Genomic DNA, 22,810 nt, shown 5'->3' on the forward strand with positions numbered 1-22,810 from the left:
CCCGGCAGGGTCACTCCGGGATGCCGACGGCCTCCTTGGCCAGGGCGGCGAGCCGGGTCTGGGTCGCGCTGACCACGCTGGAGCGGGCCTTGTGCGCCTCCTCGTAGCGGATGACCGCGTTGACCTGCTGCGGGTCGTCCAGCTCCCGGACCGCCTTGGCGATCTGCGCGGTGGACATCGAGTCGTAGCCGGCGATCGGCAGTTCCTCGGCGGTGAGGTCACCCAGCTCGCGGCGGGTGGCGGCCACCGCCTCGGCGGTGCTGCTGTTGCCCTCCCGCTCGGCGATGCGCTCGGCCCGGCGCAACGAGGCGACGCGGCCGACGGTGAGAGTCTCCCGGACGGCGCCGCTGAAGGCGGTGGCCCGCCCCACGACGTCGCCGACGACCCCGTTGACCGCGCCACCGGCCTGGCCGCCGGCGTGCTGGGCGGTGTCCACGGCGCGGTTGACGGTGTTCGCGGCGAACCGCACCGGGAGGCTGGCCAGCTTGCCGGCACCACCGGCGACCCGCTGGAAGGGGGTGGCCCGCAGCGCGGCCGGCCCGCCCAGCGCCTGCTCGGCGAGGACCACGGTCAGCCACTCGACGGTGGCCGAGTGCGCGGTGACCAGCCGCTCGGCGAGCTCGTGCACGGCCGGCTGCTCGGCGGTCTGGGCCAGCACCTTGAGGTAGGTGGCCCGGTCCAGCAGCTGGTGCTCCAGCTGCAGGTCCTGCAGCAGCGCCTCGTCGATCGGCTCGGCCTGCTCGAGCGTGGCCTTGACCAGTGCGCCGAGCCGGCCCAGGGCCGGGGTGACGACGTCGGTCATGCCGCCGAGCCGGCGCAGCTGCTCGGCGATGGCGGTCGTCCGCTCGGCCGCGTGCTCGGCGTTCTGCTGCAGTTCGCGGCGGACGGCGTCGGTGCGGGCCTGCGTCACCCGGATGCGGGCGATCTGCTCCTCGGTCTGGGTGAGCACGAGGAGGGCGCGCAGCTGGGCGATGAGCGTGGTGGTGTCGGTCATGGGGACTCCAGGGTCGGGATGTGACCTGACCTCCGGTCTCTGCCCAGCCGACCGCCGCCGCTAACTGCAGCAAGCACGACGGCTAGCAGTGATCGTCGTCACAGACACCCGGGGCTCGCCTGCCCCACAGGGGGTAGGTGTCATGAGCGGGGACACCACGACCGGACGACGGCGAGGACAGTGACCGTGACGCGAGGGAGTGAACGGTGACCACGACGAGTGATGACGGGCGCGATCCTGACCTGGTGGCCGTGCAGAAGGGTTCCGCGGCGGCCAGTGAGCTGACCCGGCCCAGCGGGCTCGACCGGGAACGGATCCTGCAGGCGGCGATCGACTTCATCGACGAGAGCGGACTGGCCGCGCTCACCATGCGCCGGCTGGGCTCCTCGCTGGGCGTGGAGGCGATGGCGCTCTACCGCTACGTCCCCGGCCGCGAGGACCTCCTCGACGGGGTCGTCGACCGGGTGGTCGAGACGCTCTGGGACGACGAGGACGGCGACGACGTCTACATCGGCGACCACGCCGGCTGGCAGGACTACCTCGTGCGGCTCGCGCACGGGATGCGCCGGATCGCCCTGGCCCACCCGGCGGTCTTCCCGCTGATCGCCAGCCGCCCCCCGGCCGCCCCCTGGGTGCGGCCACCACTGCGCAGCCTGCGCCTGGTCGAGTCCTTCCTGGGCACGCTGTCCGAGGCGGGCTTCTCCGACCAGGCCGCGGTCGCGGCCTACCGGGCGTACTCCAGCTTCCTGCTCGGCCACCTGTTGCTGGAGGTCACCCAGATCGGCGCCCAGGTCAGCCTGCTGGACCAGCCGGAGGGCGACGCACAGGCGCAGCGGGAGACCGACCTGGCCGAGTACCCGAACCTGGCGCGCACCGAGCAGCTGCTGGGTCAGGACAAGTCGGCGGCGGAGTTCGAGGAGTCGCTGGAGAACCTGCTCGACCGGCTGGAGCGGGTGCTGCACCAGGCGAAGAACAACGACGGCGAGGTCGGCGACCTGGCCTGACCCCGTCACGATCGCGCTGCACACGATCACCGGGAGCGACCCGCCGCCCCGCCGGCCGGCGGCGCGGCGGCCTGCACGATGAACCCCGGGCGAATGTCATCTCCCTTCCGTTTACGACGTAAACGGAAGGGCACAGGAGGGTCCGGCGGACGACGGCACCACGGTCGTCCCCAGTCCACCCAGACCCCCCTGGAGGCATCGTGATCACCCAGCAGGACATCACCACCGTCATCGGCAGCAACGCGGTCGACGCCAGCGGCGACAAGCTCGGCAAGGTCGGGCAGGTCTACCTGGACGACCAGACCGGCACCCCGGAGTGGGCCACGGTCAGCACCGGCCTGTTCGGCACCTCGGAGACCTTCGTCCCGATCAGCGACGCTTCGGTCGCCGACGGCACCCTCCGGGTGCCCTTCGAGAAGGCCAAGGTCAAGGACGCCCCCCGGATCGACGCCGACCAGGGCCACCTCTCCCCCGCCGAGGAGGAGGAGCTCTACCGCTACTACGGCGTGGGCACCGGCACCCGTGACACCACGGTCACCACCGGCGGCGGCACCGACACCACGACGGGCCGGGACACCGGCACCGGCACCGGCACCGGCACCGGCATCGACACGAACCGGCACGGCACCGTCGGCCACGACACCTCCGGCCCGACCACCGACGACGCGATGACCCGCTCCGAGGAGCAGCTCCGCGTCGGCACCCAGCAGGTCGAGTCCGGCCGCGCCCGGCTGCGCAAGTTCGTCGTCACCGAGAACGTGACGACCACGGTCCCGGTCTCCCACGAGGAGGTCCGCATCGAGCGTGAGCCGATCACCGACGCCAACCGCGGCGAGGCCCTCGACGGCCCGGCGATCTCCGAGGAGGAGCACGAGGTCGTGCTGCACGCCGAGCGCCCGGTCGTGCAGAAGGAGGCCGTGCCCGTCGAGCGCGTGCGCCTGGACACCGAGACGGTGACCGAGCAGGAGACCGTGGCCGACACGGTCCGCAAGGAGCAGATCGACACCGACGACGTCACGGACACCAACCGCCGCTGAGCTGGCGGGTGCGCCCCGCGCACCCGCCCCGCTGCCTGTTGGCCGGCCGGTCCCCGACCGGCGGCCGGCCGCCCGGCGACCCACACGCGACCGTCCCGGGCCGGCTTCGCCCCCGGTCGCGCCCCTGAACTCGTCGCGGCCGGCGGGCGGCTGCTCGCCCGCCGGCCGCGACGACCTCATCCCTGGAGCACCCCATGACCGGCAGCACCGCACCGAACGACCCCTCCGACCGCGGCACCTCCGTCGGCGACCGGGAGACGAGCTTCCGCAACAACACCGCCGACCCCGGCGCAGGTGCCTTCGCCAGCAAGGGCGCCGCCCGCGACGCCGTCGACCGGCAGCACGACCGCTTCGGCGGGATCAAGTGGGGTGCCGCCTTCTTCGGCTGGCTGTCCGCCAACGGTCTCGCCGTGCTGCTCGTCGCGGTGGTCTCCGCGGCCGGGGTCGCCATCGGGCTGACCCAGGACGTGCCCTCGGTCGACGAGGCCACCTCCAACGCCGGCGGCATCGGCATCGGCGGCGGGATCGCCCTGCTCGTCGTCCTGTTCCTGGCCTACCTGGCCGGTGGGTACGTCGCCGGGCGGATGGCCCGCTTCGACGGCATCCGGCAGGGCGTGGCGGTGTGGGTGGTCGGGCTGCTCGTCGTCCTGGCTCTCGCCATCGCCGGCGCCGTCCTCGGCTCGCAGTACAACGTGCTCTCCCAGCTGGACCTGCCGCGCATCCCGATCGACGAGGGCACCCTCACGACCGCCGGCATCATCGCCCTGGTCGCCGTCCTGGTCGTCACGCTCCTGGGCGCCGTGCTCGGCGGCAAGCTCGGTGAGCGGTTCCACCGCAAGGTCGACCGCGCCGGCTTCACCGCCTGACCGGTCCGAGTCCCCGTACCGTCACCGTTGGCCTGGGGGAAGGCCAGCGGTGGCGGTACGGCCGCGCCCGGGCCCTGGACCGGTGGGACGGGCGGGACCGGTGGGGCGTCGGGGCTGGCGCAGTGAGCGTGTTGCCCGGAAGATGCCGCCCGCGCCTCCCATCGTGAGGCCATGGGGTTCACGTACCGCACGGCTCGCGCCGTGATGATGGTCGGGTCGCTCGACGACCCGGCCGGCCAGACGGCACGGCTGATCGGACCCGCGCACGCCACGCTCGGCCTCTCCGGCTCCCGCGGCCGCACCGCCCTCTGCGGCGCCTACGTCGCCCGCGACGAGGAGGTGCCCTGGCCGCCGCAGCCGGAGGTCTCCGAGGCGCTCTGCCCGGACTGCAGCACCCTCGCCCGGCTCTGACGGTCCGCCGCCGTTCGGGGAGTTCCGTCACAGAACGACAACTGCTGTCACACCCGCACCATCCGTCGGCCGGACCTGAGCGGAACGGTCCGTCCGACCGGGTAGACAGGGGCCATGGGGAACGTGGCCGACGCGCAGTGGAGCTCCGAGGGCCCGGCCCGACCGTCGACGTCGCCGGTCACCGTCGACCTCACGGTCGCCCCCGTGCTCGGTCAGGCGCTGGCGCACAGCGGCGTCCCGGTCGTCTCCCGACTCACCCTGACCGGCACCGGCACCACCGTGCGGGGAGCCACCCTGCGGGTGGGCGTGCAGGACGGCGGGGGTCCGGTCGGCGCGGCCGTGGAGCGGCTGGTCGACCTCGACGCCGGCCGCACGACCGTGCTGGACGTCGACCTCGCCCTCGACCCCGCGGCGATGCAGCAGGTGGCCGAGGACCACGACGGCTGGGTGCAGGTCGAGCTGGAGACCGCCGGCCGGGTCCTGCTCGCGCACCGGGTGCCGGTGCGGCTGCTCGCCGACGCCCGCTGGCAGGCCGCTCCCCTGCCGCTCGCCCTGGAGCTGCTCGCCGCCCACGTGCAGCCGCAGCACCCCGCGGTCACCGCCCTGGTCGCCGAGGCCGCCGCCCTCCTGGAGGAGGGCACCGAGAGCGGCAGCATGGCCGGCTACACCGACGGCGCCGAGCGGGTCGACGAGATCGTCGAGGCGCTCACCTGGGCGGTGCGCCGCCGGGAGATCCGGTACAGCGAGCCGTCCGCCGGCTGGGCCGAGACCGGCCATCGGGTCCGCACCCCCGGCGAGGTCCTCGACGGCCGGGCCGGCACCTCCCTGGACACCGTCCTCACCCTGGCCGCCGCCTGCGAGCACGTCGGGATCCGGCCGCTGGTCTGGGTGGTCCAGGGGCACGCCTTCCTCGGCTACTGGCGGGCCGAGCGCAGCGCCGAGGCCGCGGTCACCACCGACGTGTCCGCGCTCGTCGAGCTGGTCGACCGCGGCGAGCTCCGGCTGGTCGAGACCACCCTGCTCACCGACCGCGGTGACACCAGCGCCGACCTGCACGGCCCGGCCCGCAGCCGGTGGCTGACCGGCGACCTCGACCGGGTCGTCGGGGTCACCGACGTCCACCGGGCGCGCCGGGACGGGGTGCGCCCGCTGCCCACCCCCGGCCAGGACGACGACGCCGCGGTCCCCGCTCCGCGCACGGGCGCGGCGGACTCCCCCGCTCCGTCGGCCGCCGAGGACGCCGCACGGGTCCCCGCCCGGGTACGGGAGTGGCAGGACGCGTTGCTGGGCAGCGGCCTCCGCGACCGGCTGCTCGACCACCCCTGGCACGCGGGCCTCCCGCTGGCGGTGCCGTACGACGCGCTCCCGCTGCTGGAGGACCTGCTCAGCAGCGGCAAGACGCTGACCCTGCTGCCCGGTGACCGGCCGGCCGGCGAGCAGCGCGAGCGCAGCCTGACCGCCGCCCGCGAGCTGCCGACCGCCGAGCTCACCGAGCTGCTCACCGAGCGGCGGTCGGTGCGACTCGACCTGCCGCCCTCGGACCACCTCCCCCGGCTGCGCGCGCTGGCCCACCGGGCCCGCAGCATCGTCGAGCAGACCGGTGCCAACGACCTGCACCTCGCGCTCGGCTCGCTGGTCTGGGAGCTCGACGGCCGGACCGTGCGCTCACCGCTGGTGCTGCTGCCCGTCGTCCTGGTCCCCGACGCCCGGAGCGGCTCCTGGCGGCTGGCCCTGGACGAGTCCGGCAGCAGCACGCCCAACGACTGCCTGCTGGCCGAGCTGCACCGCCGGCACGACCTGACCGTCCCCGGCCTCGCCGCCTCCGGGACGGACGGCGCGGCCATCGACCTGCCGGCGGCACTGCAGGCCGTGCGGGACGCGCTGGCCGCCGCGGAGCTGCCCTACCGGGTCGAGGCGACCGCGGACCTGGCCGTGCTCCCCGTGGCCGGGTACCGGCTGTGGGCCGACCTCGACGAGCACTGGTCGGACCTCGCGGCCAACCCGCTGGTCGCGCACCTCGTCGAGGGCCGGGACGAGCGGTTCACCGACCCGGTCGAGGACATCGCCGGCCCGGTCGACCTCGACGCGCTCGCCGCCCGGTGCCCGCTGCCGGCCGACGCCCACCAGCTGCGCGCCGTCGCCGACGCGCTCGCGGGGCGGACCTTCGTGCTGGAGGGCCCGCCCGGCACCGGCAAGTCACAGACCATCACCAACCTGCTGGCCCGCGCCGTCGCCGAGGGCAAGCGCGTGCTGTTCGTGGCCGGCAACCGGACGGCGCTGGACGTCGTCGCCCGCCGGCTGGACGCGGTGGGGCTCGGGCCGTTCGTGCTCGACCTGCACGACAAGGGCAGCCGGCCGGCCGTGGTCCGCGCCCAGGTCCGCACCGCCCTCGAGCACACCGTCGCGGACGACCCGCAGGGCATGGCGGCCGACGTCGAGCGCCTGCGCTCGGCCACCCGCGACCTGGAGCAGTACGCCGAGCGGCTGCACGCCCCCAACGCCGCCGGGCTGTCCTCCTACTCGGCCCGCACCGCGGTGCTGGCCACCGACGGGGCGGTCCCCGCACTGCCGGTGACCACCGGGTTCGCCGCCCGGGCCACCCCCTCCACCGTGCTGGAGGTGAGCCGGGCGCTGGCCCTGCTGCCCGACATCGCCGGCCTGGCCCGGCCCGCGGCCGGGCACGCCTGGGCGTTCCTGGACACCATCGACATCGACATCACCGCCGTGCAGCAGGCCGCGGTGGCCGTCGACGCCGCCGTCCGGGACCTGCCGGGCGAGGGTGGGCTGGCCGCCGTCGTCCGCGCGGCCCGCACCGCCGAGGACCTCGACGCGATCGTCCACCTGCTCACCGGCCCCGCCATCGGTCTCGACGTGCTGGACCAGGTGCGCACGCCCCGCTGGGCGGCGGCGACCGACGACCTGACCGCGGCCGTCGCCGAACTGGCCGGCACCGAGCAGCCCGGCCTGGACGTCGCCACCCCGGCAGCCCTCGCCCTGCCGCTGGGCGACCTGTTCGTGCAGGCCCAGGAGGCCGCGGCCGCCGGCTGGATGGGCCGCCGCGGCAAGCTGGCCGCCGTCCGCGACCAGCTGGCCCCGGCGCTGCGGCCCGGCGTCTCGGTCAAGACCTCCGACGTGCCCGAGCTGACCGCCGCCCTCTACCGGCTGCAGACCGCCGTGCAGTCCCTCGCCGGGCGCGCCGCCGCCGTCCCGGGCCTGCTGGTCCCCGCCGGCTGGAACCCCTTCACCGACGCCGGCCGCACGGTGTTGGACGCCGAGGTGCGCTGGCTGCGCCGGGCGGCCGCCTCGGTCGACGGGACCACCGGCTTCGCCGGTGCGGTGCGCCGCTTCCTGGCCGGCGGCCCGGTCTCCGACCCGTCGTCCGCCCGCACCGTCGCCCGGCTGCGTGACGCGCTGAACGTGCTGCTGGCCGCCTGCTCCAGCGACACCGCGCTGCTGGCGGCGTGGAGCGGGGACGACGGCCTGGTGCTGCGCTGGACGATGACCCGCCCCGAGCGCGGGGTGGAGTACGTGCACCCGATGTCGCTGCGCCGGTGGGTGAGCCTGCTGGACACCCTGGAGCCGCTGCGGCTGGCCGGGCTCACCGAGGCGCGGGCCGCACTGCGCGACGGGCTGCTGCCCGCCGACGACGCGGTGCGCGCCTTCGACCGCGGGCTGGCCGAGGCCTCGCTCGAGGAGCGCCGGACCGCGACCGGGCTGGACGCCTTCGACGCCGGGCAGCACGAGCGGACGGTCGCCCGCTTCGGCGCCGCGTCCCGCGCCGTCCGCTCCCACCTGGTCGACGCGCTGCCGGCCGGGGCGCTGGCCGGCCGCCGACTCGACGCCGAACAGGTCGGCGCCCTGCGCCGGGAACTGTCCGAGCAGCGTCACGGTGTGGGCGTGCGCGGCCTGCTGTCCACCCACGGCGAGCTGATCACCGCGGTGATGCCGTGCGTGCTCGCCTGCCCCGACTCGGTGGCCCGTCTCCTCCCCACCGCCCCCGGGCTGTTCGACCTGGTGGTGTTCGACGAGGCGTCGCAGCTGCGGGTCGCCGACGCGGTCGGTGCGCTCGGCCGGGCGTGGTCGGCGGTCGTCGTCGGGGACGGCCGGCAGCTGCCGCCGACCCCCGTCGGTGCGCCGTCCGTGGACGAGATCGCCCCGGACGCCGACGAGGAGAGCCTCCTCGCGGCCTGCCTGCAGGCCCGGGTGCCGCGACAGCGGCTGACCTGGCACTACCGCAGCCAGGACGAGACGCTCATCGCGTTCAGCAACGGCCGGTACTACGACGGCCGGCTCTCCTCCTTCCCCGCGCCCGGGCCCGCCGTGCCGGCTGGTCGCGGGATCTCCCTGGTGCAGGTCGAGGGGACGTTCGTCCGCTCGGGCCCGGAGCAGCAGACCAACCCGACGGAGGCCCGGGCGGTCGTGACCGAGGTGCTGCGCCGGTTCGCCGAGGTCGCCCCGGCCGTGCCGTCGCTGGGCGTCGTCACCGTCAGCGCCCCGCAGCGGGCGCTGATCGAGGAGCTGCTCCGTGACGGCGGTGACGAGCGCGTCGCCGAGGCACTGGACCGCACCGACGGCGAGGGCCTGTTCGTCAAGGACGTCGACGCCGTGCAGGGCGAGGAGCGCGACACGGTGCTGCTCTCCCTCGGCGCCGGCCCGGACGCCACCGGGCGGCTGTCGCTGGACCTCGGCCCGCTCGGCCGCGCCGGTGGCGAGCGTCGGCTGAACGTGGCGATCACCCGGGCCCGGCGGCAGGTCATCGTGTTCAGCTCCTTCGACCCGGCGCAGCTGCGGTCCGAGGACACCACCTCGACGGGCCTGCAGCACCTGCGCGCCTACCTCGACCTGGCCACCCTCGGCACCGACGCGCTCCCCCGGCCCGCCGCGGCCGCCCTCGACCGGCACCGCGACGAGGTCGCCGCCGGCCTGTCCGGCCGCGGGCTGGTCGTGCGCACCGACGTCGGGCTGTCGGACTTCCGGCTCGACCTGACCGTCGCCCACCCGCAGGCCCCGGACTCCCCGGTGCTGGCCGTGCTGCTCGACGGCCCGGCCTGGGCCCGGCGCACCACCGTCGGCGACCGCGACGGCCTGCCCGTCGAGGTGCTCGGCGAGCTGATGCACTGGCCGGCCGTGGAGCGGGTGTGGCTGCCCACCTGGCTCGCCGACCGCGAGGCGGTGCTGTCCTCGCTGTCCGCCGCCGTCGAGGCTGCCGCCCCGCCGGTGGTGGAGCCCGAGCCCGAGCCCGACCCGGAGCCGGAGTACGACGGCCCCCTCGCCGAGGTCATCCAGCTGCGCCCGACCCCCGCCGCCCAGCCCGTCGAGCCCGAGATCGAGGCACCCGCGCCCGAGGTCGAGGCACCCGCGCCCGAGGTCGAGGCACCCGCGCCCGAGGTCGAGGCACCCGGGGCCGAGGTCGAGGCATCCGAGACCGGGTCCGTCGAGGTCGAGGCACCCGCCACCGGGACCGAGCCCACCGGCGGTTCCGCGGAACCGTCGCCAGCCGACCTCGCCCCGATTCAATCCGCCACCACGGACCCGGCGACCCAGCCGCCGGCCGTGGTGGACGGTTCCGCGGAATCGTCTCCCGCCGGTCCCGCGGCCGTCGACGTCCCGGCCACGGAGGCGGCGCAGCTGCGCAGGGCCACCCTGCCGGCGACCGCCACCCGGGCCGGGCAGGCCACCACGTCCCAGGCCACCACGTCCCAGGCCACCCCGGCGAAGACCACCATGTCCCAGGCCACCCCGGCGAAGACGACCCCGCCGAAGACGACCCCGCCGAGGAAGACCACCGCGAGCAGGGCGGCTGCCGTCGGTACGTCGGCGCCGCTGGACGAGGAGCAGCCGTTCATCGCCTGGACACCGCGGCCGGCCGGGGACCGGAAGCAGCTCGACCAGCTCGCCGACCCCGCGGTCGCCAAGGTGGTCCGCCGGGTGCTCACCGCCGGGCTCAAGGCCGAGGGGCCCGTCCACCGCGACCGGCTGACCCGGCTGGCCGCCGCCGCGTTCGGGCTCTCCCGGGTGACCGAGGCGCGCCGCGACGCACTCCTGGCGCTGTTGCCGGCCACGGCCACCGTCGACGGCGAGTTCGTCTGGCCGGCGTCGATCGACCCGGCGTCCTGGACCTGGTTCCGACGTCAGGCCACCAGCGCGGAGCGACCGCTGGACCAGGTCGCCCCGGCCGAGGTCGGCAACGCCATGGTGGCGCTGTGCCGGGCCGACGGCGGGCTGACCCGGGACGAGCTGTTCCAGCGCACGCTGGACGTCTTCGGCCACCGCCGGCGCACCCCGGCCCTGCTGCCGCTGCTGGAGTCCGCGCTGGCGCAGGTCGCCCGGGCCGGCCGGCTCACCGAGCAGCCCGGCGGCCGGTTCACCGCCTGACCGCAGGCGACCTCAGCCGTCGAGCGGGTTGGCCCGGACCCGCTCGGCGAACCCGCCGGCGACGAATCGGCCGGCGAGCGACGCGGGCTTGCGCCGGGCCTGCTCGGTGAAGCAGCCGAGGAACTCCTCGGCCAGGCCCTGCCGCGGGTACCGGGCGAGCACCTCGGTGCGGAAGGCGGCCGGCCAGTCGTCGGGGCGGCGACCGGAGACGTCCAGCCCGGTCGCCAGCTCCAGCAGGTGCCCCTCGGGGTCGGTCGCGACGTCCACCTGCTCGGCCATGTGCGCCACGATCACCCCGGCCACCCGGTCGCGGCGCTCGGCGTCCCAGCCGGCCCCGGCAGCGAACACCCAGGCCACCGCGCCGCCGGCCTCCTCGAACGGCACCGTCGCGCTGTCGAACACCGGCACCAGCCCGATGTCGTGCAGCATCGCCGCCACGTACAGCAGCTCGGCGTCGAACGCGATGCCGCGCGCCCGCCCGTACTGCGCCGCCCACAGGTACGAGCGGCAGGAGTGCGCCAGCAGCGCCGGGGAGCAGAACCGGGCGGCCACCTCCCGCGCGAGGGCTGCCGCGGGCGAGTCCGGCACGAGGGCGTCGAGGTCGACACGGAGGTCAGGGGTCACGGACGGCAGTCTGACCACCGCCGGCATCCCCGGTCCCCCGCGCGACCGATCTGGCAGGAAACCGGCGACAGCAGGCCGGTCCGCCGCTCAGCCGGCCGGCGTCCAGCCGGTGTCGACCAGCCAGCCGTCCAGGTCGTGAACGCCGGGCACCAGCGCGCGCGTGCCCGCCAGGTCGCCCTGGTAGGCCGGCCGCTGGGTGAACCAGGTGAACATGGCGGTCATGTCCTCGTCGCCGCCGAGCACGGCCAGCGGCAGCGCCTCGTAGCGCGCGGGCAGCCCGGCCGCGGCGCCGAACACCTGGGCGACCTGGTCGCCGGTCAGCTCGTCACCGGCCAGCTCGATCGCACCGCCAGGCACCCGGCTCGGGTCCAGCAGGGTCGCGGCGGCAGCGGCGCCGATGTCGGCGACGGCCACCATCTGCACCGGCACGTCACCGGGCAGCGGCAGCCGGACGACGAGCGTGCCGTCCTCGACCGACGGTCCCTGCCCGGTCAGGTTCTCCATGAAGAACACCGGCCGCAGGAAGGTCGCCGGCAGTCCCAGGGCCTCGATGTGCTCCTCGACCCGGCGCTTGCTCTCGAAGTGCGGGACGCCGGTGTGCCGCTCGGCGCCGCCGACCGAGCTGTAGACCAGGTGGCCGGCGCCGGCGGCGGCCACCGCGTCGGCCAGGGCACGCCCGTCCTCCACCTCGCCGTCCACGCCGCGCTCGTCGGCGAAGGTCGTCATCGCGAAGACCCGGTCGGCGCCGCGCAACGCCGCGCGCAGCGACTCCGGGTCGCGCAGGTCAGCGCGGGCCAGCTCGACGCCGCGCGCGGCCAGTGCCTGCGCGGCTGCCGCATCGGGGTCGCGCACCAGGGCGCGGACCTGCGCGCCGGCGTCCAGCAGGGCCCGGGCGGTCGCCCCACCCTGCTGGCCGGTGGCGCCGACGACGGCGACCAGAGGGCTGTCGCTGCTGTGCGGGGTGCTGCTCATGCTGTACTCCCTCGGACCGGGGACCGCCTGATGCGATTCCTGTAGCCGACGAACCATTAGCCGACTCACGATATTCCGAGGAGTGCGATCGATGGCCGACCCGGTCGAGAGCGTCGGCCCGATCAGTGCGCTGATCCCCGCCGTGGCCCGGGCGCACCGCACGCTGGCCGGCTCGCTGCTGCGCGAGGTGGGGCTCTACCCCGGGCAGGAACTGCTGCTCATGCTGTTGTGGGCCCAGGAGCCACGCTCCCCCGGCGAACTGGCCCGCGAGCTGCAGGTCGAGCCGCCGACCGCGGTCAAGGCGGTGGCCAGGCTGGAAGACGCCGGATTCGTCCGGCGCGAGCGCTCGACCGAGGACCGCCGGGTGGTGCTGGTGTCGCTGACCCCGCAGGGGCGGGCACTGCGAGACCGGGTGGAGCAGATCTGGGCCGAACTCGAACGGCGCACGGTCGGGGACCTCAGCGCGCACGACCGCGAACGACTCACCGAGCTGCTCGCGGCCGTGCGCCGCAACGTCGGCGAGGTCGGCCCCGACCCGTTCGGGATCTGACCAGCCCGGGGCCCTGACCAGCCCGGCGGCGCAACGCCGCCGGGCGTCGGGTCAGGCCTGGCCGCGCCCGGTGGTGCTGCCGCCACTGCTCTTGCCGCGCATCGAGGAGATCGCGCTCTTGATCTTGCGCTGGTTCTCCGGCTTCTGCGCCGCCGAGATCGCCTTCTTGGCCGCAGCACCCTTGGTGAGCTTGCTCATCAGTCCCATGTCGATCTCCTTCTCTCCGTGCGGACGTGCCGTACGTACCGTCCTCGTGGGTGCCCGCCCGTGGCCGGACTCAACCGGAATCGGGGCATCTCGATCAGGTCTCGGTGTCCGCCGGTTCCTCGTCGCCGAGCCCGCTGTCCCGGGCGAGCAGGTAGGTCGCGCCACCCAGCAGCAGGCCGGCGACCACGGACAGGACGACGACCACCGGGGTGCTGACCGGGCCGACCGCCCAGGTCAGCAGCGACCGGGACCGCGACGTCGGGTCGGCCAGCACCACCCCGACGAAGACGGCGGCCAGCAGCCCGGCCGCGACGGCGAACACGCTGGAGGCCCGGCCGGTCCAGCCGAGCCGGTCCCGCAGCTCCCGGGCCGCCCGCACGATCCGGCCGGCGCGGAGCACCCGCAGCGCCCCCACCGCCCGGACCAGCCGGAGCACCTGCACCGGCCCGACGGCCAGGACGACGGCGACGGCCACCGCGAGGGTGAGCAGCAGCAGCCCGACGTGCCCGCGGATCCAGGCCCGCTTGTGCTCGGCGACCGCGAACAGCACGACCGCCTCGCCGACCAGCACGGCGCCGCTGAGCAGGTCCACCCAGCGCCCGGCGGTGCCCAGCGGGCCGCCGACGAAGGCCAGGAACATCGCCGGCACCGACGCCAGGGCCGCGACGAGCACCGGCAGCGCCAGCCGGCGCTGCCAGCGCTCCTCGCGGCTCACCCCAGCGGGTCGGTGGTCCGGCGCAGTGGTGCTCAGGACGACGGCGTCAGCGACCGCACCCGCTCGATCAGCTCGCTCTTGCAGACCGCCATGAAGCCGTCCGGGTCGGGGCCGGCGTTCTGCAGCACGATGTGGTCGAAGCCGGCGTCCACGTAGGGCTGGGCCTGCTGCACGTGCCGGTCGAGGTCCGGGCCGCAGGAGAACTGGCCCTTGATGTCCTCGGCGGTCACCGTGCTGCTGGCGGCGTCGAAGTTGACCGGGTTGGGCAGCTCGCTCATCACCTTCCAGCCCGACAGCGCCCAGCGGCTGGTCTTCAGCGCCTCCTGCGCGGCGGCGTCCTCGTCGGTCGCCCAGGCCATCGGCACCTCGGCGTACTTCGGCCCGCTCCCGCCGTGCTCGGCGTAGGCCTGCACCAGGTCGGGCTTCGGCTCGGTGGCGAACAGGCCGCTGCCGTACTCGGCGGCGAGCTTGGAGGCCCCGGGCCCACCGCTGGCCACCGCGATCACCGGCAGCTGGTCGGGCAGGTCGAAGACCCGGGCGTCCTCGAGGGTGAGGTACTTCCCCTCGTAGGACTGGTAGCCGCCCTGCCAGAGCAGGTTGATGATCTGCAGCGCCTCGCGGAGCATGTGGTGCCGGATCCGCACGGCCGGCCAGCCGCCGCCGACGACGTGCTCGTTGAGCCGCTCACCGGCGCCGATGCCCAGGGTGAACCGGTTGCCGGAGAGGATCTGCACGGTCGCCGCGGCCTGGGCGATGATCGCCGGGTGGTACCGCACGGTCGGGCAGGTGACGCCGGTGGCCAGGCCGATCCGCTCGGTCTTCGCGGCCATCGTGCCCAGCATCGACCAGGTGAACCCGCTGTGCCCCTGCTCCTCCAGCCACGGGTGGTAGTGGTCGCTGAGCTCGACGAAGTCGAAGCCCGCCTCCTCGGCCGCCACCGTCTGCTCGACGATCTGCATGGGCGTGAAGGCCTCGGTGGCGAGCTTGTAACCGACCTGCATGGGGTGTCCCTCCGTCGTCCTGCGCGATGTCGGAGTGCCCGTGCCCGAGCAGACGGGACAGGAAACCGGGAGCTGGGCGCGGCGGCCCGTGCTGGCTAGGGTCCGGCCATGACGACGAGGTCACTCACCACCCTGTTCACCGGCGGCGCCTTCTTCGAGGGCCCGCGCTGGCACGACGGCACCTGGTGGGTGTCGGACTTCTACCGGCACACGATCAGCCGGATCGGCACCGACGGCGCGGAGCAGGTGGTGGCCGAGGTGGCCGGGCAACCCTCGGGGCTGGGCTGGCTGCCCGACGGCACGCTGGTCGCGGTGTCGATGAAGGACCACCGGCTGCTGCGGGTCGCCGACGGCGAGACCTCCGAGCTGGCCGACCTCACCGAGCGCTGCGGCGGCCACCTCAACGACCTCGTGGTCGACGAGGCCGGCCGGGTCTACACCGGCGACTTCGGCTTCGACCTGATGGGCGGCGGGGCGGCGGGCACCGCGTCGCTCAAGCGGGTCGACCCCGACGGCACGGTCACCGTGGTCGCCGAGGGGCTGCAGTTCCCCAACGGCATGGTGATCACCCCGGACGGCGGGACGCTGCTGGTCGACGAGACGCTGGGCAACCGGGTCACCGCCTTCGACCTGGCTCCGGACGGCTCGCTCACCGGCCGGCGGGTGTTCGCCCAGCTCGGCCCGGAGGTCACCGGGGCCACCACCGAGGAGGTGCTCGGCCAGTTGGTGGTCGCCCCCGACGGCTGCACGCTGGACACCGAGGGCCACCTCTGGATCGCCGATGCCGTCGGCGGCCGGGCGGCGCGGCTGTCCCCCGGCGGCGAGGTGGTCGACGAGGTGCGCGCCCCCGAGGGGCTGGGCGTGTTCGCCTGCGCCCTCGGCGGGGACGACGGCCGCACGCTGCTGCTGTGCAGCGCGCCGGACTTCTACGAGCACAACCGTGCGCCGGCCCGCGAGGCGGTCCTGCTCACCACCACCGTCGACGTCCCGCACGCCGGCCGTCCCTGACTCCTGGGGAGCGCCCCACACCGGATCGGGGCGCTCCTCAGGCGGGGTCGAGCCGGGCCAGCAGCCGGTCCAGGAACGGCACCTGACCCCTGACCAGCTTCAGCCGGGCCGCCTCGACGGTGGCCCAGGCCGCCCGGTCGATCTCCGGGAACTGCTGCACCCGGCCCGACCGCGGCGGCCACTCCAGGTCGAAGGTGTTGCTGATGCACGCGGTGGCGTCCAGATCGCCCTCGGCGGCGAAGACGGTGAGCAGCTTGCCGCTGGTCACCCGCAGCTCGCCGAGGTCGACGAACTCCTCCGCGGGCACCGGCGAGCCCAGCTCCTCGGCGAACTCCCGCCGGGCGACGTCCAGCGGCTCCTCCCCCGGCTCGTGCTCGCCCTTGGGCACCGACCAGGCCCCGGCGTCCCTGCGCGCCCAGAACGGCCCGCCCATGTGCCCGAGCAGCACCTCGACGCCGCCGTCCACGGCCCGGCGGTACAGCAGCACACCGGCACTCCTCCGCACGGGCACGACGCGCAGCGTGCCACGCCGACGACCGGGGTAATCCGGGTGCGGTCACCCCGGCGACCGCGTTGACTGCACCGGCCGCGCGGCACCACCCACCCCACCCCCGTGCGGCCATGTCGGCCAACATGGCCGCCCCAGGGGACGACGAGACGAGAAAGGACCATGGAGACGATCAACGGACGCCTGCTGAGCTGGGCGTCCATCCTGGAGCCCAGCACCCGCGAGCAGGCCGAGCGCACCGCGGCGATGCCCTTCATCCACCCGCACCTGGCGCTGATGCCCGACGCGCACCTCGGCAAGGGCGCGACCGTCGGCTCGGTGATCCCCACCGAGGGCGCGATCATCCCGGCCGCGGTCGGGGTCGACATCGGCTGCGGGATGACGGCGGTGCGCACCCAGTTCGCCGCCACCGACCTCACCGGAACGGACCTGAGCGTGCTGCACGGGCAGATCTCCCGGGCGGTACCGCTGTCGGCCGGCCGGTACAACAAGAAGCTGCGGCCCAGCGCCGAGGCGCGGGTCGCCGAGCTGCGCGGGCTGGCCGGCGTCGAGCAGGCCGACGGCGCCGCGGGCAACTGGCCGCTGCAGCTGGGCTCGCTCGGCTCGGGCAACCACTTCATCGAGGTCTCGCTGGACGAGCAGGACCGGGTGTGGCTGTTCCTGCACTCCGGCTCCCGCGGCGTGGGCAACAAGCTCGCCTCGGTGCACATCCGCCGGGCGCAGGAGTGGTGCCGCGCCCAGGGCATCGAGCTGGCCGACCGGGACCTCGCGTACCTGCAGGAGGGGACGCCGGAGTTCGACGCCTACATCGAGGCGCTGCGCTGGGCGCAGCGGTTCGCCTGGCTGAACCGCGAGGAGATGATGGACCGCGTCGCCGAGCAGGTCGGGACGTTCCTGAGTGGGCATGGCCTGACCGACGACGTCCAGCGGCTGGAGACGGTGCAGTGCCACCACAACTAGACAGAGGCTCCAACAGATCCCCGGTCTGACGCGTGGCGACCGGTGTTCGTGCAGGTCAGCTTGGCCCTGATGTTGATAACGCGACAGCGATCGACAGTCCTAGTGTGAGGACTGAAAGCGCCGTTTCGGGCCGTTGTGCGCGCAGCATGCGCGCAGGCCGCCGATTCCATTGGGAAGGGAACTCATGGCCTACGCCCCTAACGGCGATCTCACGCCACCCAGCAACCCCGACGTCCAGCTCTGGCGCTACCTCGACGTCGCCAAGCTGCTGTCGATGCTGGAGACCGGTTCCCTGCACTTTGCCCGGCTCAACACTTTTCAAGATCCTTGGGAGGGCGCGGTCGGGCCGCCGAACACCGACTTCTTCAAGGAGGCCTTCGGGCCGAACTCTGTGGACGCGTCTCACCTCCCCGCCCTGCTGTGGAAGATGCGAACTCGCCATCTGAGCGTGAGCTGCTGGCACATGTCGGAGCACGAGTCGGCCGCGATGTGGTCGGCGTACGCGGACCGGGGGCTTGCAGTGCGCACCACCTGGCGCAGGCTGACGGCCTCGATCACCGACGAGCGCCACGTGACGGGTGGGGAGGTGCGTTATGTGGACTTCGCCCGCGATGTCATCCCGGAGCGAAACCTGTTCCTGCCGGTCATGCACAAGCGCATGAGCTTCAGCCACGAGCGTGAAGTGCGGCTGCTGCTCCCGGACTTCGGTCCTCACCCTGGGCCGGTTGCGTCAGCGCAGGACGAAGTCACCGACGCCGACAATGACTGGCAGGACTACGAGACGTCGCCCACCAGTGCAGTGGGGGTGGACCTAGTGCAGTTGCTCGCCGGTGTCAACGTGTCCCCCGTGGCCCCGGCCTGGCTGACCGACCTGATCGGGCAGGTGCTCGCCCGCTACGGGCTGCCCGACGTGCCCGTCGTCCGAAGCGACCTGTACGACGCCCCTGAGATCGTTTGAGCCCAGCTGACACAACGACGCGAACGTCCACCCCGTCAGAAGAACGACTGACCGGTCTCCTGAAGCAGGTAGGCGTCAACTGCTGCGTCGGTGCGCTCCACCAGGCGGCCGACGTGGGTCCGGTAGCTCTCCACCGTCTTCTTTCGCACCGGCTTGGCCGCGCCGGAGCCGTGCGCGATGTCCTGGCGCAGCTGGACCCAGCCGTCCAGCTTGTTCCGTGACTTGCTGGCGGTGGTCGGCGGCCACTTCCAGGCATCGGTGATCTTGTCCAGTCCGATGGCCTCCAGCATCAACTCGTCCACGCGCTTGGACGCCGGGGTGTTGAACTCGCGGGCGCGCTTCTCGGCGTAAGTGGCGAGCCGGGCCGCCAGGTACTTCTTCCAACCGTCTCCTGCCAGCTGCCACGCCTGCTCGGGGTTCAGCTCGGCCGACACCTGGGCGCGCAGCCGCTTCGGCAGCCTCTTCGGGTCGGCGCTGTGGTCGATCAGATGACGCAGTGCCTCGGCCGCCACCTCCTCGCAGTAGCCCTCCCAGATGGCCGTGGTGAGGACGATGGCGCTGCGGTTGAGCACCTCCACGCGCGGCCCGGGGTTCCCCCGGGTGCCGGAACCGTGCCCGATCTCGCCGTGAATCTCCATGAGCAGGTCAACGTCAGCGATCCGCTGGGCGAAGGTCTCGGCTGCTGCGCTGGGCACGGCTCCAAAGTATGGAAGGCCATGTCAACGGCCTGCTCCCCCCTACCCTCACCTTCATGGTGAGCACCGATCTCGTCATCCCCACTGGCGTCCGGACCCGGGACTGGCCCCGGGCGGTGCAGTGCTCGGCGACCAAGGACGACGGCCAGCGCTGCCGACGCCGGGCCACCCGGGGAGCGCGGGTGTGCTTCGTCCACGGCGCCCAGCTGCCCAGCGTCCGCGCCGCTGCCGAGGCAGAGGTGACCGAGCTGCGCACCCGGGCGCTGTCCATCGCGGACCGGGCGCTGGACGTCGTGGAGGACGCCCTGGAGGACAAGGACCCCCAGGTGCGGCTGCGGGCCAGCGCCCAGTTGCTGGACCGGGTGCTGCCCCGCCAGCAGGCCGGGACGTCGGTGAGCGTGTCCATCGCGGCCGAGGTGCCGGTGGGGGCGAGCCCCGCCGAGGTGATCCGTGCCCGCCTGCTGGCGCTGCGGGAGGCGCAGCAGCAGCCCGTGCCCAGCACCGAGCCCGAGGCGCTGGAGTGGACCGGCGAGCCCGTGGAGGGCGAGGTCATCGACCCCCGGGAGGCCGGGGACGGCGACTGGAGCTGATCCCGTCGGTGCCGAGCCCTACGGTCGGGGCATGACGCGATGGGAGTACGCAGCAGTGACCTGGTCCGGCCCGATGGGCCTGCACGACCAGACGAACGTGGACGACCCGGCGGTCGCCGAGGCGCTGGCCAAGCTCAACGACCCCGACAGGGTCGGCACGTGGATCCGGCACGGGGCGACCCGAGACCGGGTGAGCAAGAAGGCCAACGTGAGCAGCATCCTGGCCGCGCTGGACATGCTCGGCACCGAGGGCTGGGAGCTGGTCAGCGCCATCCCCGGCAACGGGCTCGACCGTGGGGTGCACTGGCTGCGACGGGCCGTGACCGACTGACACCAACCGAACCCGATGAGGCCCCGTTGATCTTGATCAACGGGGCCTCATTCGTCCGCCGACTTGCCGTACAACTAGACGGCCTGCCCGTTTGTGCTGGTCAGCGAGCCGCCGATGTCCCCGTGCGCGCATCTCTGCGAGCGCGGGGACGTCGAACCGGGTTCATCCTCACTCAGCGGAAGCGCGCCCGGCACGCTCCGTGAGCAGCTGGTCGGCCACCTCGCCGGGGTCCGCAGCGGCCAGCTCCCGTTCGGCCTCCCGAACTCCCGCGCTGGCCCACTCGCGCGCCAGGCTGCCGCGCCCCGTCACCGGGGTCACGCCCCGCTCGGGACCGCAGACCCAGCCCACCAGCCGGACGACGTCTTCCCGGTCCACCACGGCACCCACGGAGGCGGCGTGCTGCACCAGCGCCCTGACCGCCAGCAGCCGCGCGTCCATCCCCACCAGCCCGCCGTCGGGACGGCGGGCTGGTGGGGCCACCCTCGGCACGCCGACCAGCCGCTCCGGGGTTGCACCGGGGCGCAGCGCGGCCAGCTCGGGACGGCGGGCACCGCCGACCGGCGGGCTCCAGCGCAGCGGCGGCGGGACCTCGCCCATGATCGTGCGCATGGCGGGCCACCCGTCCACGGTCCAGCCCTCCGGCGCGTCCGGCTCCGTCGGCGCGACGTCGATCCCCGCCAGCCCGTCCAGGTGCTCCACCAGCGCCACGAGGGTCCCCTGATCCCCGGCCAGCTCCACCAGGCGGCGCAGCGGCGGCACAGCGGCCTGAGCGGGCAGCATCTCGCCCGTCTCCCGGTAGACGGCCTCCCGCAGGCCCCCGACGATCCGGTAGTCCTTCACGAGCAGCCGGGGCCGCTCCGGCAGGGCGGGCAGGCCGCGCTCCAGCACCTCGGCACCCACCCGGGGCTCCCGACGCCACGGGCCGGTCAGGTCAGCGGCCACCGTGGTGAAGGCCCAGCGGGGCACTCCAGGGCTCACCAGCCGGGCCAGCGGTCCGACGGGCAGGACGGCGTCCAGCTGGTCCAGCTCGGCAGGCAGTACGGCGGTCTCGGTCATGGCGGTCTCCTCGGGGTCGGTGCGGGTGGCGGTCGGACGGGTCCAGGGCCATCGGGTCACGACGTCCCGCCGCTGGTGATCAGGGGCATGCGCTCGGAGCAGACGTGCAGCGGTGCGGCCAGGTCCGCCTCCAGCGCCTCGGACAGCTGGACGGCGAGCACATCAGCGGCCAGCTCGGCGTCCGCCTGGTCCTCGTGGACATCGCCGACGACCAGCACGACGTGCCACCCGGACAGGTCATCAGCGGGCACCGCCATGACCTCCAGCCCGACCCCGGACAGCAGCTCGGCAACCGCCCTCACGGCCGCCTCCCGGGCCGACTACGCGCAGGACCGGTCATGGACTGGTCCAATCGACCGCTGACCTGCGCTTTCTCGCTCGCACGGGGACCAGTCCGACCAGTCCACCAGTCCCTATAAGGACCAGACCTCCGGACTGGTCCTCGGACAGACCAGTCCGACCAGTCCATGGACTGGTGGTTGGACTGGTCCGGACTGGTCGGACTGGTTGTCCTCACGGAGCCACCACCGAGAGGTACTTGGCACTGCCGGAGCCCGGCCCACCGACCCCACCCACCTGCACGCCGTAGTGCTCGACGGCGTAGGCCACCACCCCGGGCCGGTGGTCGCGGTGGACCTTCAGGCCCTTGTCCTCGGCGAGGCGCTGGAAGGCCTGGGCCTGGCTGATCGGCTCGGTGGTCAGCACGGCCGCCAGCGCCTCGGCCCGGGACGTCAGCTGGAGATGCGCGGCCAGCTCCTTGGCGGCCAGCGCCTCCGCATGGGCCTCGGCCTTCGCGCTGGTCTTCGTAGTGCCGGTCAGGGTCAGCGTCCGGCTGGCCGGGTCGAACTCCAGCGCGGTGGGGGTCAGGCCCTCGTCGGACCCGTTGAACCGGCCGGTGGCCTCCAGGAACCGGCGGCCGGACTCGTCCCGGGTCAGGCCCAACAGGACGTCGGGGAAGTCCTGGAGGGCGCTGGCGCCGCGCAGGCGGCCCCCGTTCCACCCGGCGTGGTGGGTGACCAGGACGTCGGTGACCCCGGCCTCGGCGGTCAGCTCGCCGATCATCTTGAACCAGGCGGTGGCGGCCGGGTTGTCGTTCTCGTCGGCCGACAACGCGGCCCGGGCGTAGGTGTCGATCAGCAGCACCTCCACCCCAGCGGCGGCCAGCTCTTTGCCCAGCAGCTTGCGGCTGTGCTCGGTGCGCAGCGGGTTCGGCATCCCGCGCAGGTTCCACACGGCCACCCGACTGGTGTCCACGCCGTGGTCCTCGGCCCAGCGGCGCAGCTGGCCGCCGTTCATCTCGTAGGACAGCAGCCCCACCCGCCGGCCTTCGGCGACCGGTTGACACGGGTAAGCGCCGAGGAACTTGGAGCCGGCGGTCAGTGACCGCATGAGGTTCACCAGCATCGTGGTCTTGCCGGTCTTGGCCTGCGCCCACAGCAGGGTCACCGCGTTGGCCACGATCAGCCCCTCGACCCGGTAGCCGGTGACGTCGTCGGGGACGTCGGCCAGCAGCTGCGGGACGACGGCCTGTGTCAACCGCTCGTCGGCGGCGGCCTCCTCCTCGGCCAGGCGCTCCCGGGCCAGGCGGTCGGCCCGCTGACGCCAGTAAGCCTGCGCCTCGACGTCGGCCTGGTGGTCCAGCGCCTTGGCCTCGGCAGCCAGCCGGGCGGCAATGAGGTCGTAGGCCTCGGCCTTGGCCATGAGGTCGTGCACGACAGAAGCAGCGTCGTGCAGGTCGCTCAGGCTGAGGTGGGGGCCGTAGTCGGCACTCAGCGCACTGGTCACCTTGGCCAGGTCCGCGGCGGCCTTCTTCAGGCTGTGCTGCGGCGTGCCTGGCAGCGGTACGGCGGTCACCGGGCACGGTCCGGGATCAGCTGGACAGCCTCGGTGAGGTCTGTTGAGCGGGCTGCGCTGCGGCTAGCCTTCATGGGGGGACGTCCTTCGCGTG

Annotated in this window: 22 protein-coding genes; 11 read left to right on the top strand and 11 right to left on the bottom strand. The window is 74.1% G+C overall.

What is annotated here, in order from left to right:
- Positions 1 to 10: 10 nt before the first annotated feature.
- Positions 11 to 994: a ferritin-like domain-containing protein gene (locus tag Q1A09_RS16880; RefSeq protein WP_299957401.1), complete on the bottom strand. Its 984-nt coding sequence runs from the start codon at positions 992 to 994 to the stop codon at positions 11 to 13.
- Between the two features lie 206 nt (positions 995 to 1,200).
- Between Q1A09_RS16880 and Q1A09_RS16885 the strand changes: the two genes are divergently transcribed.
- From Q1A09_RS16885 to Q1A09_RS16905, 5 genes are all read left to right on the top strand, one after another.
- The gene (locus Q1A09_RS16885) at positions 1,201 to 1,998 is read left to right on the top strand and encodes a TetR/AcrR family transcriptional regulator C-terminal domain-containing protein (protein ID WP_299957404.1); all 798 of its coding nucleotides are present in this window, start codon (positions 1,201 to 1,203) and stop codon (positions 1,996 to 1,998) included.
- A 200-nt stretch (positions 1,999 to 2,198) separates the two neighbouring features.
- Entirely contained in the window at positions 2,199 to 3,035 is an 837-nt protein-coding gene (locus Q1A09_RS16890; protein ID WP_299957407.1) for a PRC and DUF2382 domain-containing protein, read from the top strand.
- A gap of 194 nt (positions 3,036 to 3,229) precedes the next feature.
- A complete protein-coding gene (locus tag Q1A09_RS16895) occupies positions 3,230 to 3,901 on the top strand; it encodes a hypothetical protein (protein WP_299957411.1) in 672 nt (223 codons plus the stop codon).
- 171 nt (positions 3,902 to 4,072) lie between these two features.
- On the top strand, positions 4,073 to 4,312 hold the full coding sequence (locus tag Q1A09_RS16900) for a hypothetical protein (protein WP_299957414.1): 240 nt from the start codon (positions 4,073 to 4,075) through the stop codon (positions 4,310 to 4,312).
- Between the two features lie 114 nt (positions 4,313 to 4,426).
- Positions 4,427 to 10,687 (top strand): DUF4011 domain-containing protein, encoded by a 6,261-nt coding sequence (locus Q1A09_RS16905; RefSeq protein WP_299957417.1) that lies wholly within the window; start codon positions 4,427 to 4,429, stop codon positions 10,685 to 10,687.
- 12 nt (positions 10,688 to 10,699) lie between these two features.
- On the opposite strand, the gene Q1A09_RS16910 is transcribed toward Q1A09_RS16905, so the two are convergent.
- Both Q1A09_RS16910 and Q1A09_RS16915 read right to left on the bottom strand, forming a co-directional pair.
- Positions 10,700 to 11,311 carry an HD domain-containing protein gene (locus Q1A09_RS16910; RefSeq protein WP_299957420.1) on the bottom strand — a complete coding sequence of 204 codons (612 nt, stop codon included), beginning with the start codon at positions 11,309 to 11,311 and terminating at the stop codon, positions 10,700 to 10,702.
- 87 nt (positions 11,312 to 11,398) lie between these two features.
- Positions 11,399 to 12,283: an NmrA/HSCARG family protein gene (locus Q1A09_RS16915; protein WP_299957423.1), complete on the bottom strand. Its 885-nt coding sequence runs from the start codon at positions 12,281 to 12,283 to the stop codon at positions 11,399 to 11,401.
- 91 nt (positions 12,284 to 12,374) lie between these two features.
- Here Q1A09_RS16915 and Q1A09_RS16920 point away from each other — a divergent pair, with 91 nt between their 5' ends.
- Positions 12,375 to 12,833 (top strand): MarR family winged helix-turn-helix transcriptional regulator, encoded by a 459-nt coding sequence (locus tag Q1A09_RS16920; RefSeq protein ID WP_299957426.1) that lies wholly within the window; start codon positions 12,375 to 12,377, stop codon positions 12,831 to 12,833.
- Positions 12,834 to 12,884: 51 nt separating this feature from the next.
- Here the strand turns inward: Q1A09_RS16920 and Q1A09_RS16925 are convergent, their stop codons facing one another.
- The 3 genes from Q1A09_RS16925 to Q1A09_RS16935 form a co-directional block, all read right to left on the bottom strand.
- Positions 12,885 to 13,040: a hypothetical protein gene (locus tag Q1A09_RS16925; RefSeq protein WP_299957429.1), complete on the bottom strand. Its 156-nt coding sequence runs from the start codon at positions 13,038 to 13,040 to the stop codon at positions 12,885 to 12,887.
- Positions 13,041 to 13,134: 94 nt separating this feature from the next.
- Positions 13,135 to 13,755, bottom strand: coding sequence for a hypothetical protein (locus tag Q1A09_RS16930; protein ID WP_299957432.1), 621 nt, complete (start codon positions 13,753 to 13,755; stop codon positions 13,135 to 13,137).
- 32 nt (positions 13,756 to 13,787) lie between these two features.
- Positions 13,788 to 14,756 carry a TIGR03557 family F420-dependent LLM class oxidoreductase gene (locus Q1A09_RS16935; RefSeq protein ID WP_299957435.1) on the bottom strand — a complete coding sequence of 323 codons (969 nt, stop codon included), beginning with the start codon at positions 14,754 to 14,756 and terminating at the stop codon, positions 13,788 to 13,790.
- A 108-nt stretch (positions 14,757 to 14,864) separates the two neighbouring features.
- On the opposite strand from Q1A09_RS16935, the gene Q1A09_RS16940 reads away from it, so the two are divergent.
- Complete coding sequence (locus Q1A09_RS16940) at positions 14,865 to 15,764, top strand: SMP-30/gluconolactonase/LRE family protein (protein WP_299957438.1); 900 nt, start codon at positions 14,865 to 14,867, stop codon at positions 15,762 to 15,764.
- Between the two features lie 37 nt (positions 15,765 to 15,801).
- Here Q1A09_RS16940 and Q1A09_RS16945 read toward each other — a convergent pair whose 3' ends face one another.
- A complete protein-coding gene (locus tag Q1A09_RS16945) occupies positions 15,802 to 16,275 on the bottom strand; it encodes an NUDIX domain-containing protein (protein ID WP_299957441.1) in 474 nt (157 codons plus the stop codon).
- A gap of 159 nt (positions 16,276 to 16,434) precedes the next feature.
- On the opposite strand from Q1A09_RS16945, the gene Q1A09_RS16950 reads away from it, so the two are divergent.
- A complete protein-coding gene (locus Q1A09_RS16950) occupies positions 16,435 to 17,232 on the top strand; it encodes an RtcB family protein (protein ID WP_299957444.1) in 798 nt (265 codons plus the stop codon).
- Between the two features lie 184 nt (positions 17,233 to 17,416).
- Entirely contained in the window at positions 17,417 to 18,190 is a 774-nt protein-coding gene (locus Q1A09_RS16955) for a DUF2971 domain-containing protein (RefSeq protein WP_299957447.1), read from the top strand.
- Positions 18,191 to 18,225: 35 nt separating this feature from the next.
- On the opposite strand, the gene Q1A09_RS16960 is transcribed toward Q1A09_RS16955, so the two are convergent.
- The gene (locus tag Q1A09_RS16960; protein WP_299957449.1) at positions 18,226 to 18,885 is read right to left on the bottom strand and encodes a HEPN domain-containing protein; all 660 of its coding nucleotides are present in this window, start codon (positions 18,883 to 18,885) and stop codon (positions 18,226 to 18,228) included.
- 56 nt (positions 18,886 to 18,941) lie between these two features.
- Between Q1A09_RS16960 and Q1A09_RS16965 the strand changes: the two genes are divergently transcribed.
- Positions 18,942 to 19,475, top strand: coding sequence for a hypothetical protein (locus tag Q1A09_RS16965; protein ID WP_299957452.1), 534 nt, complete (start codon positions 18,942 to 18,944; stop codon positions 19,473 to 19,475).
- A gap of 31 nt (positions 19,476 to 19,506) precedes the next feature.
- The gene (locus Q1A09_RS16970) at positions 19,507 to 19,806 is read left to right on the top strand and encodes a hypothetical protein (protein WP_299957455.1); all 300 of its coding nucleotides are present in this window, start codon (positions 19,507 to 19,509) and stop codon (positions 19,804 to 19,806) included.
- Between the two features lie 168 nt (positions 19,807 to 19,974).
- Here Q1A09_RS16970 and Q1A09_RS16975 read toward each other — a convergent pair whose 3' ends face one another.
- The 3 genes from Q1A09_RS16975 to Q1A09_RS16985 all read right to left on the bottom strand — a co-directional run bounded on the left by Q1A09_RS16975 (position 19,975) and on the right by Q1A09_RS16985 (position 22,716).
- Positions 19,975 to 20,862, bottom strand: coding sequence for a hypothetical protein (locus Q1A09_RS16975; RefSeq protein ID WP_299957458.1), 888 nt, complete (start codon positions 20,860 to 20,862; stop codon positions 19,975 to 19,977).
- 56 nt (positions 20,863 to 20,918) lie between these two features.
- On the bottom strand, positions 20,919 to 21,164 hold the full coding sequence (locus tag Q1A09_RS16980) for a hypothetical protein (RefSeq protein WP_299957461.1): 246 nt from the start codon (positions 21,162 to 21,164) through the stop codon (positions 20,919 to 20,921).
- Positions 21,165 to 21,375: 211 nt separating this feature from the next.
- The gene (locus Q1A09_RS16985) at positions 21,376 to 22,716 is read right to left on the bottom strand and encodes an AAA family ATPase (protein WP_299957464.1); all 1,341 of its coding nucleotides are present in this window, start codon (positions 22,714 to 22,716) and stop codon (positions 21,376 to 21,378) included.
- Between the last annotated feature and the right edge of the window lie 94 nt (positions 22,717 to 22,810).

Source organism: uncultured Modestobacter sp., assembly GCF_947486615.1.
GTDB lineage: Bacteria > Actinomycetota > Actinomycetes > Mycobacteriales > Geodermatophilaceae > Modestobacter.

Excerpts from the sequence above, each read along its gene's own strand:
- Q1A09_RS16880 (WP_299957401.1), bottom strand. The coding sequence starts at position 994 with ATGACCGACACCACCACGCTCATCGCCCAGCTGCGCGCCCTCCTCGTG.
- Q1A09_RS16895 (WP_299957411.1), top strand. The coding sequence starts at position 3,230 with ATGACCGGCAGCACCGCACCGAACGACCCCTCCGACCGCGGCACCTCC.
- Q1A09_RS16900 (WP_299957414.1), top strand. The coding sequence starts at position 4,073 with ATGGGGTTCACGTACCGCACGGCTCGCGCCGTGATGATGGTCGGGTCG.
- Q1A09_RS16905 (WP_299957417.1), top strand. The coding sequence starts at position 4,427 with ATGGGGAACGTGGCCGACGCGCAGTGGAGCTCCGAGGGCCCGGCCCGA.
- Q1A09_RS16915 (WP_299957423.1), bottom strand. The coding sequence starts at position 12,283 with ATGAGCAGCACCCCGCACAGCAGCGACAGCCCTCTGGTCGCCGTCGTC.
- Q1A09_RS16920 (WP_299957426.1), top strand. The coding sequence starts at position 12,375 with ATGGCCGACCCGGTCGAGAGCGTCGGCCCGATCAGTGCGCTGATCCCC.
- Q1A09_RS16925 (WP_299957429.1), bottom strand. The coding sequence starts at position 13,040 with ATGGGACTGATGAGCAAGCTCACCAAGGGTGCTGCGGCCAAGAAGGCG.
- Q1A09_RS16935 (WP_299957435.1), bottom strand. The coding sequence starts at position 14,756 with ATGCAGGTCGGTTACAAGCTCGCCACCGAGGCCTTCACGCCCATGCAG.
- Q1A09_RS16940 (WP_299957438.1), top strand. The coding sequence starts at position 14,865 with ATGACGACGAGGTCACTCACCACCCTGTTCACCGGCGGCGCCTTCTTC.
- Q1A09_RS16950 (WP_299957444.1), top strand. The coding sequence starts at position 16,435 with ATGGAGACGATCAACGGACGCCTGCTGAGCTGGGCGTCCATCCTGGAG.
- Q1A09_RS16955 (WP_299957447.1), top strand. The coding sequence starts at position 17,417 with ATGGCCTACGCCCCTAACGGCGATCTCACGCCACCCAGCAACCCCGAC.
- Q1A09_RS16965 (WP_299957452.1), top strand. The coding sequence starts at position 18,942 with ATGGTGAGCACCGATCTCGTCATCCCCACTGGCGTCCGGACCCGGGAC.
- Q1A09_RS16970 (WP_299957455.1), top strand. The coding sequence starts at position 19,507 with ATGACGCGATGGGAGTACGCAGCAGTGACCTGGTCCGGCCCGATGGGC.
- Q1A09_RS16975 (WP_299957458.1), bottom strand. The coding sequence starts at position 20,862 with ATGACCGAGACCGCCGTACTGCCTGCCGAGCTGGACCAGCTGGACGCC.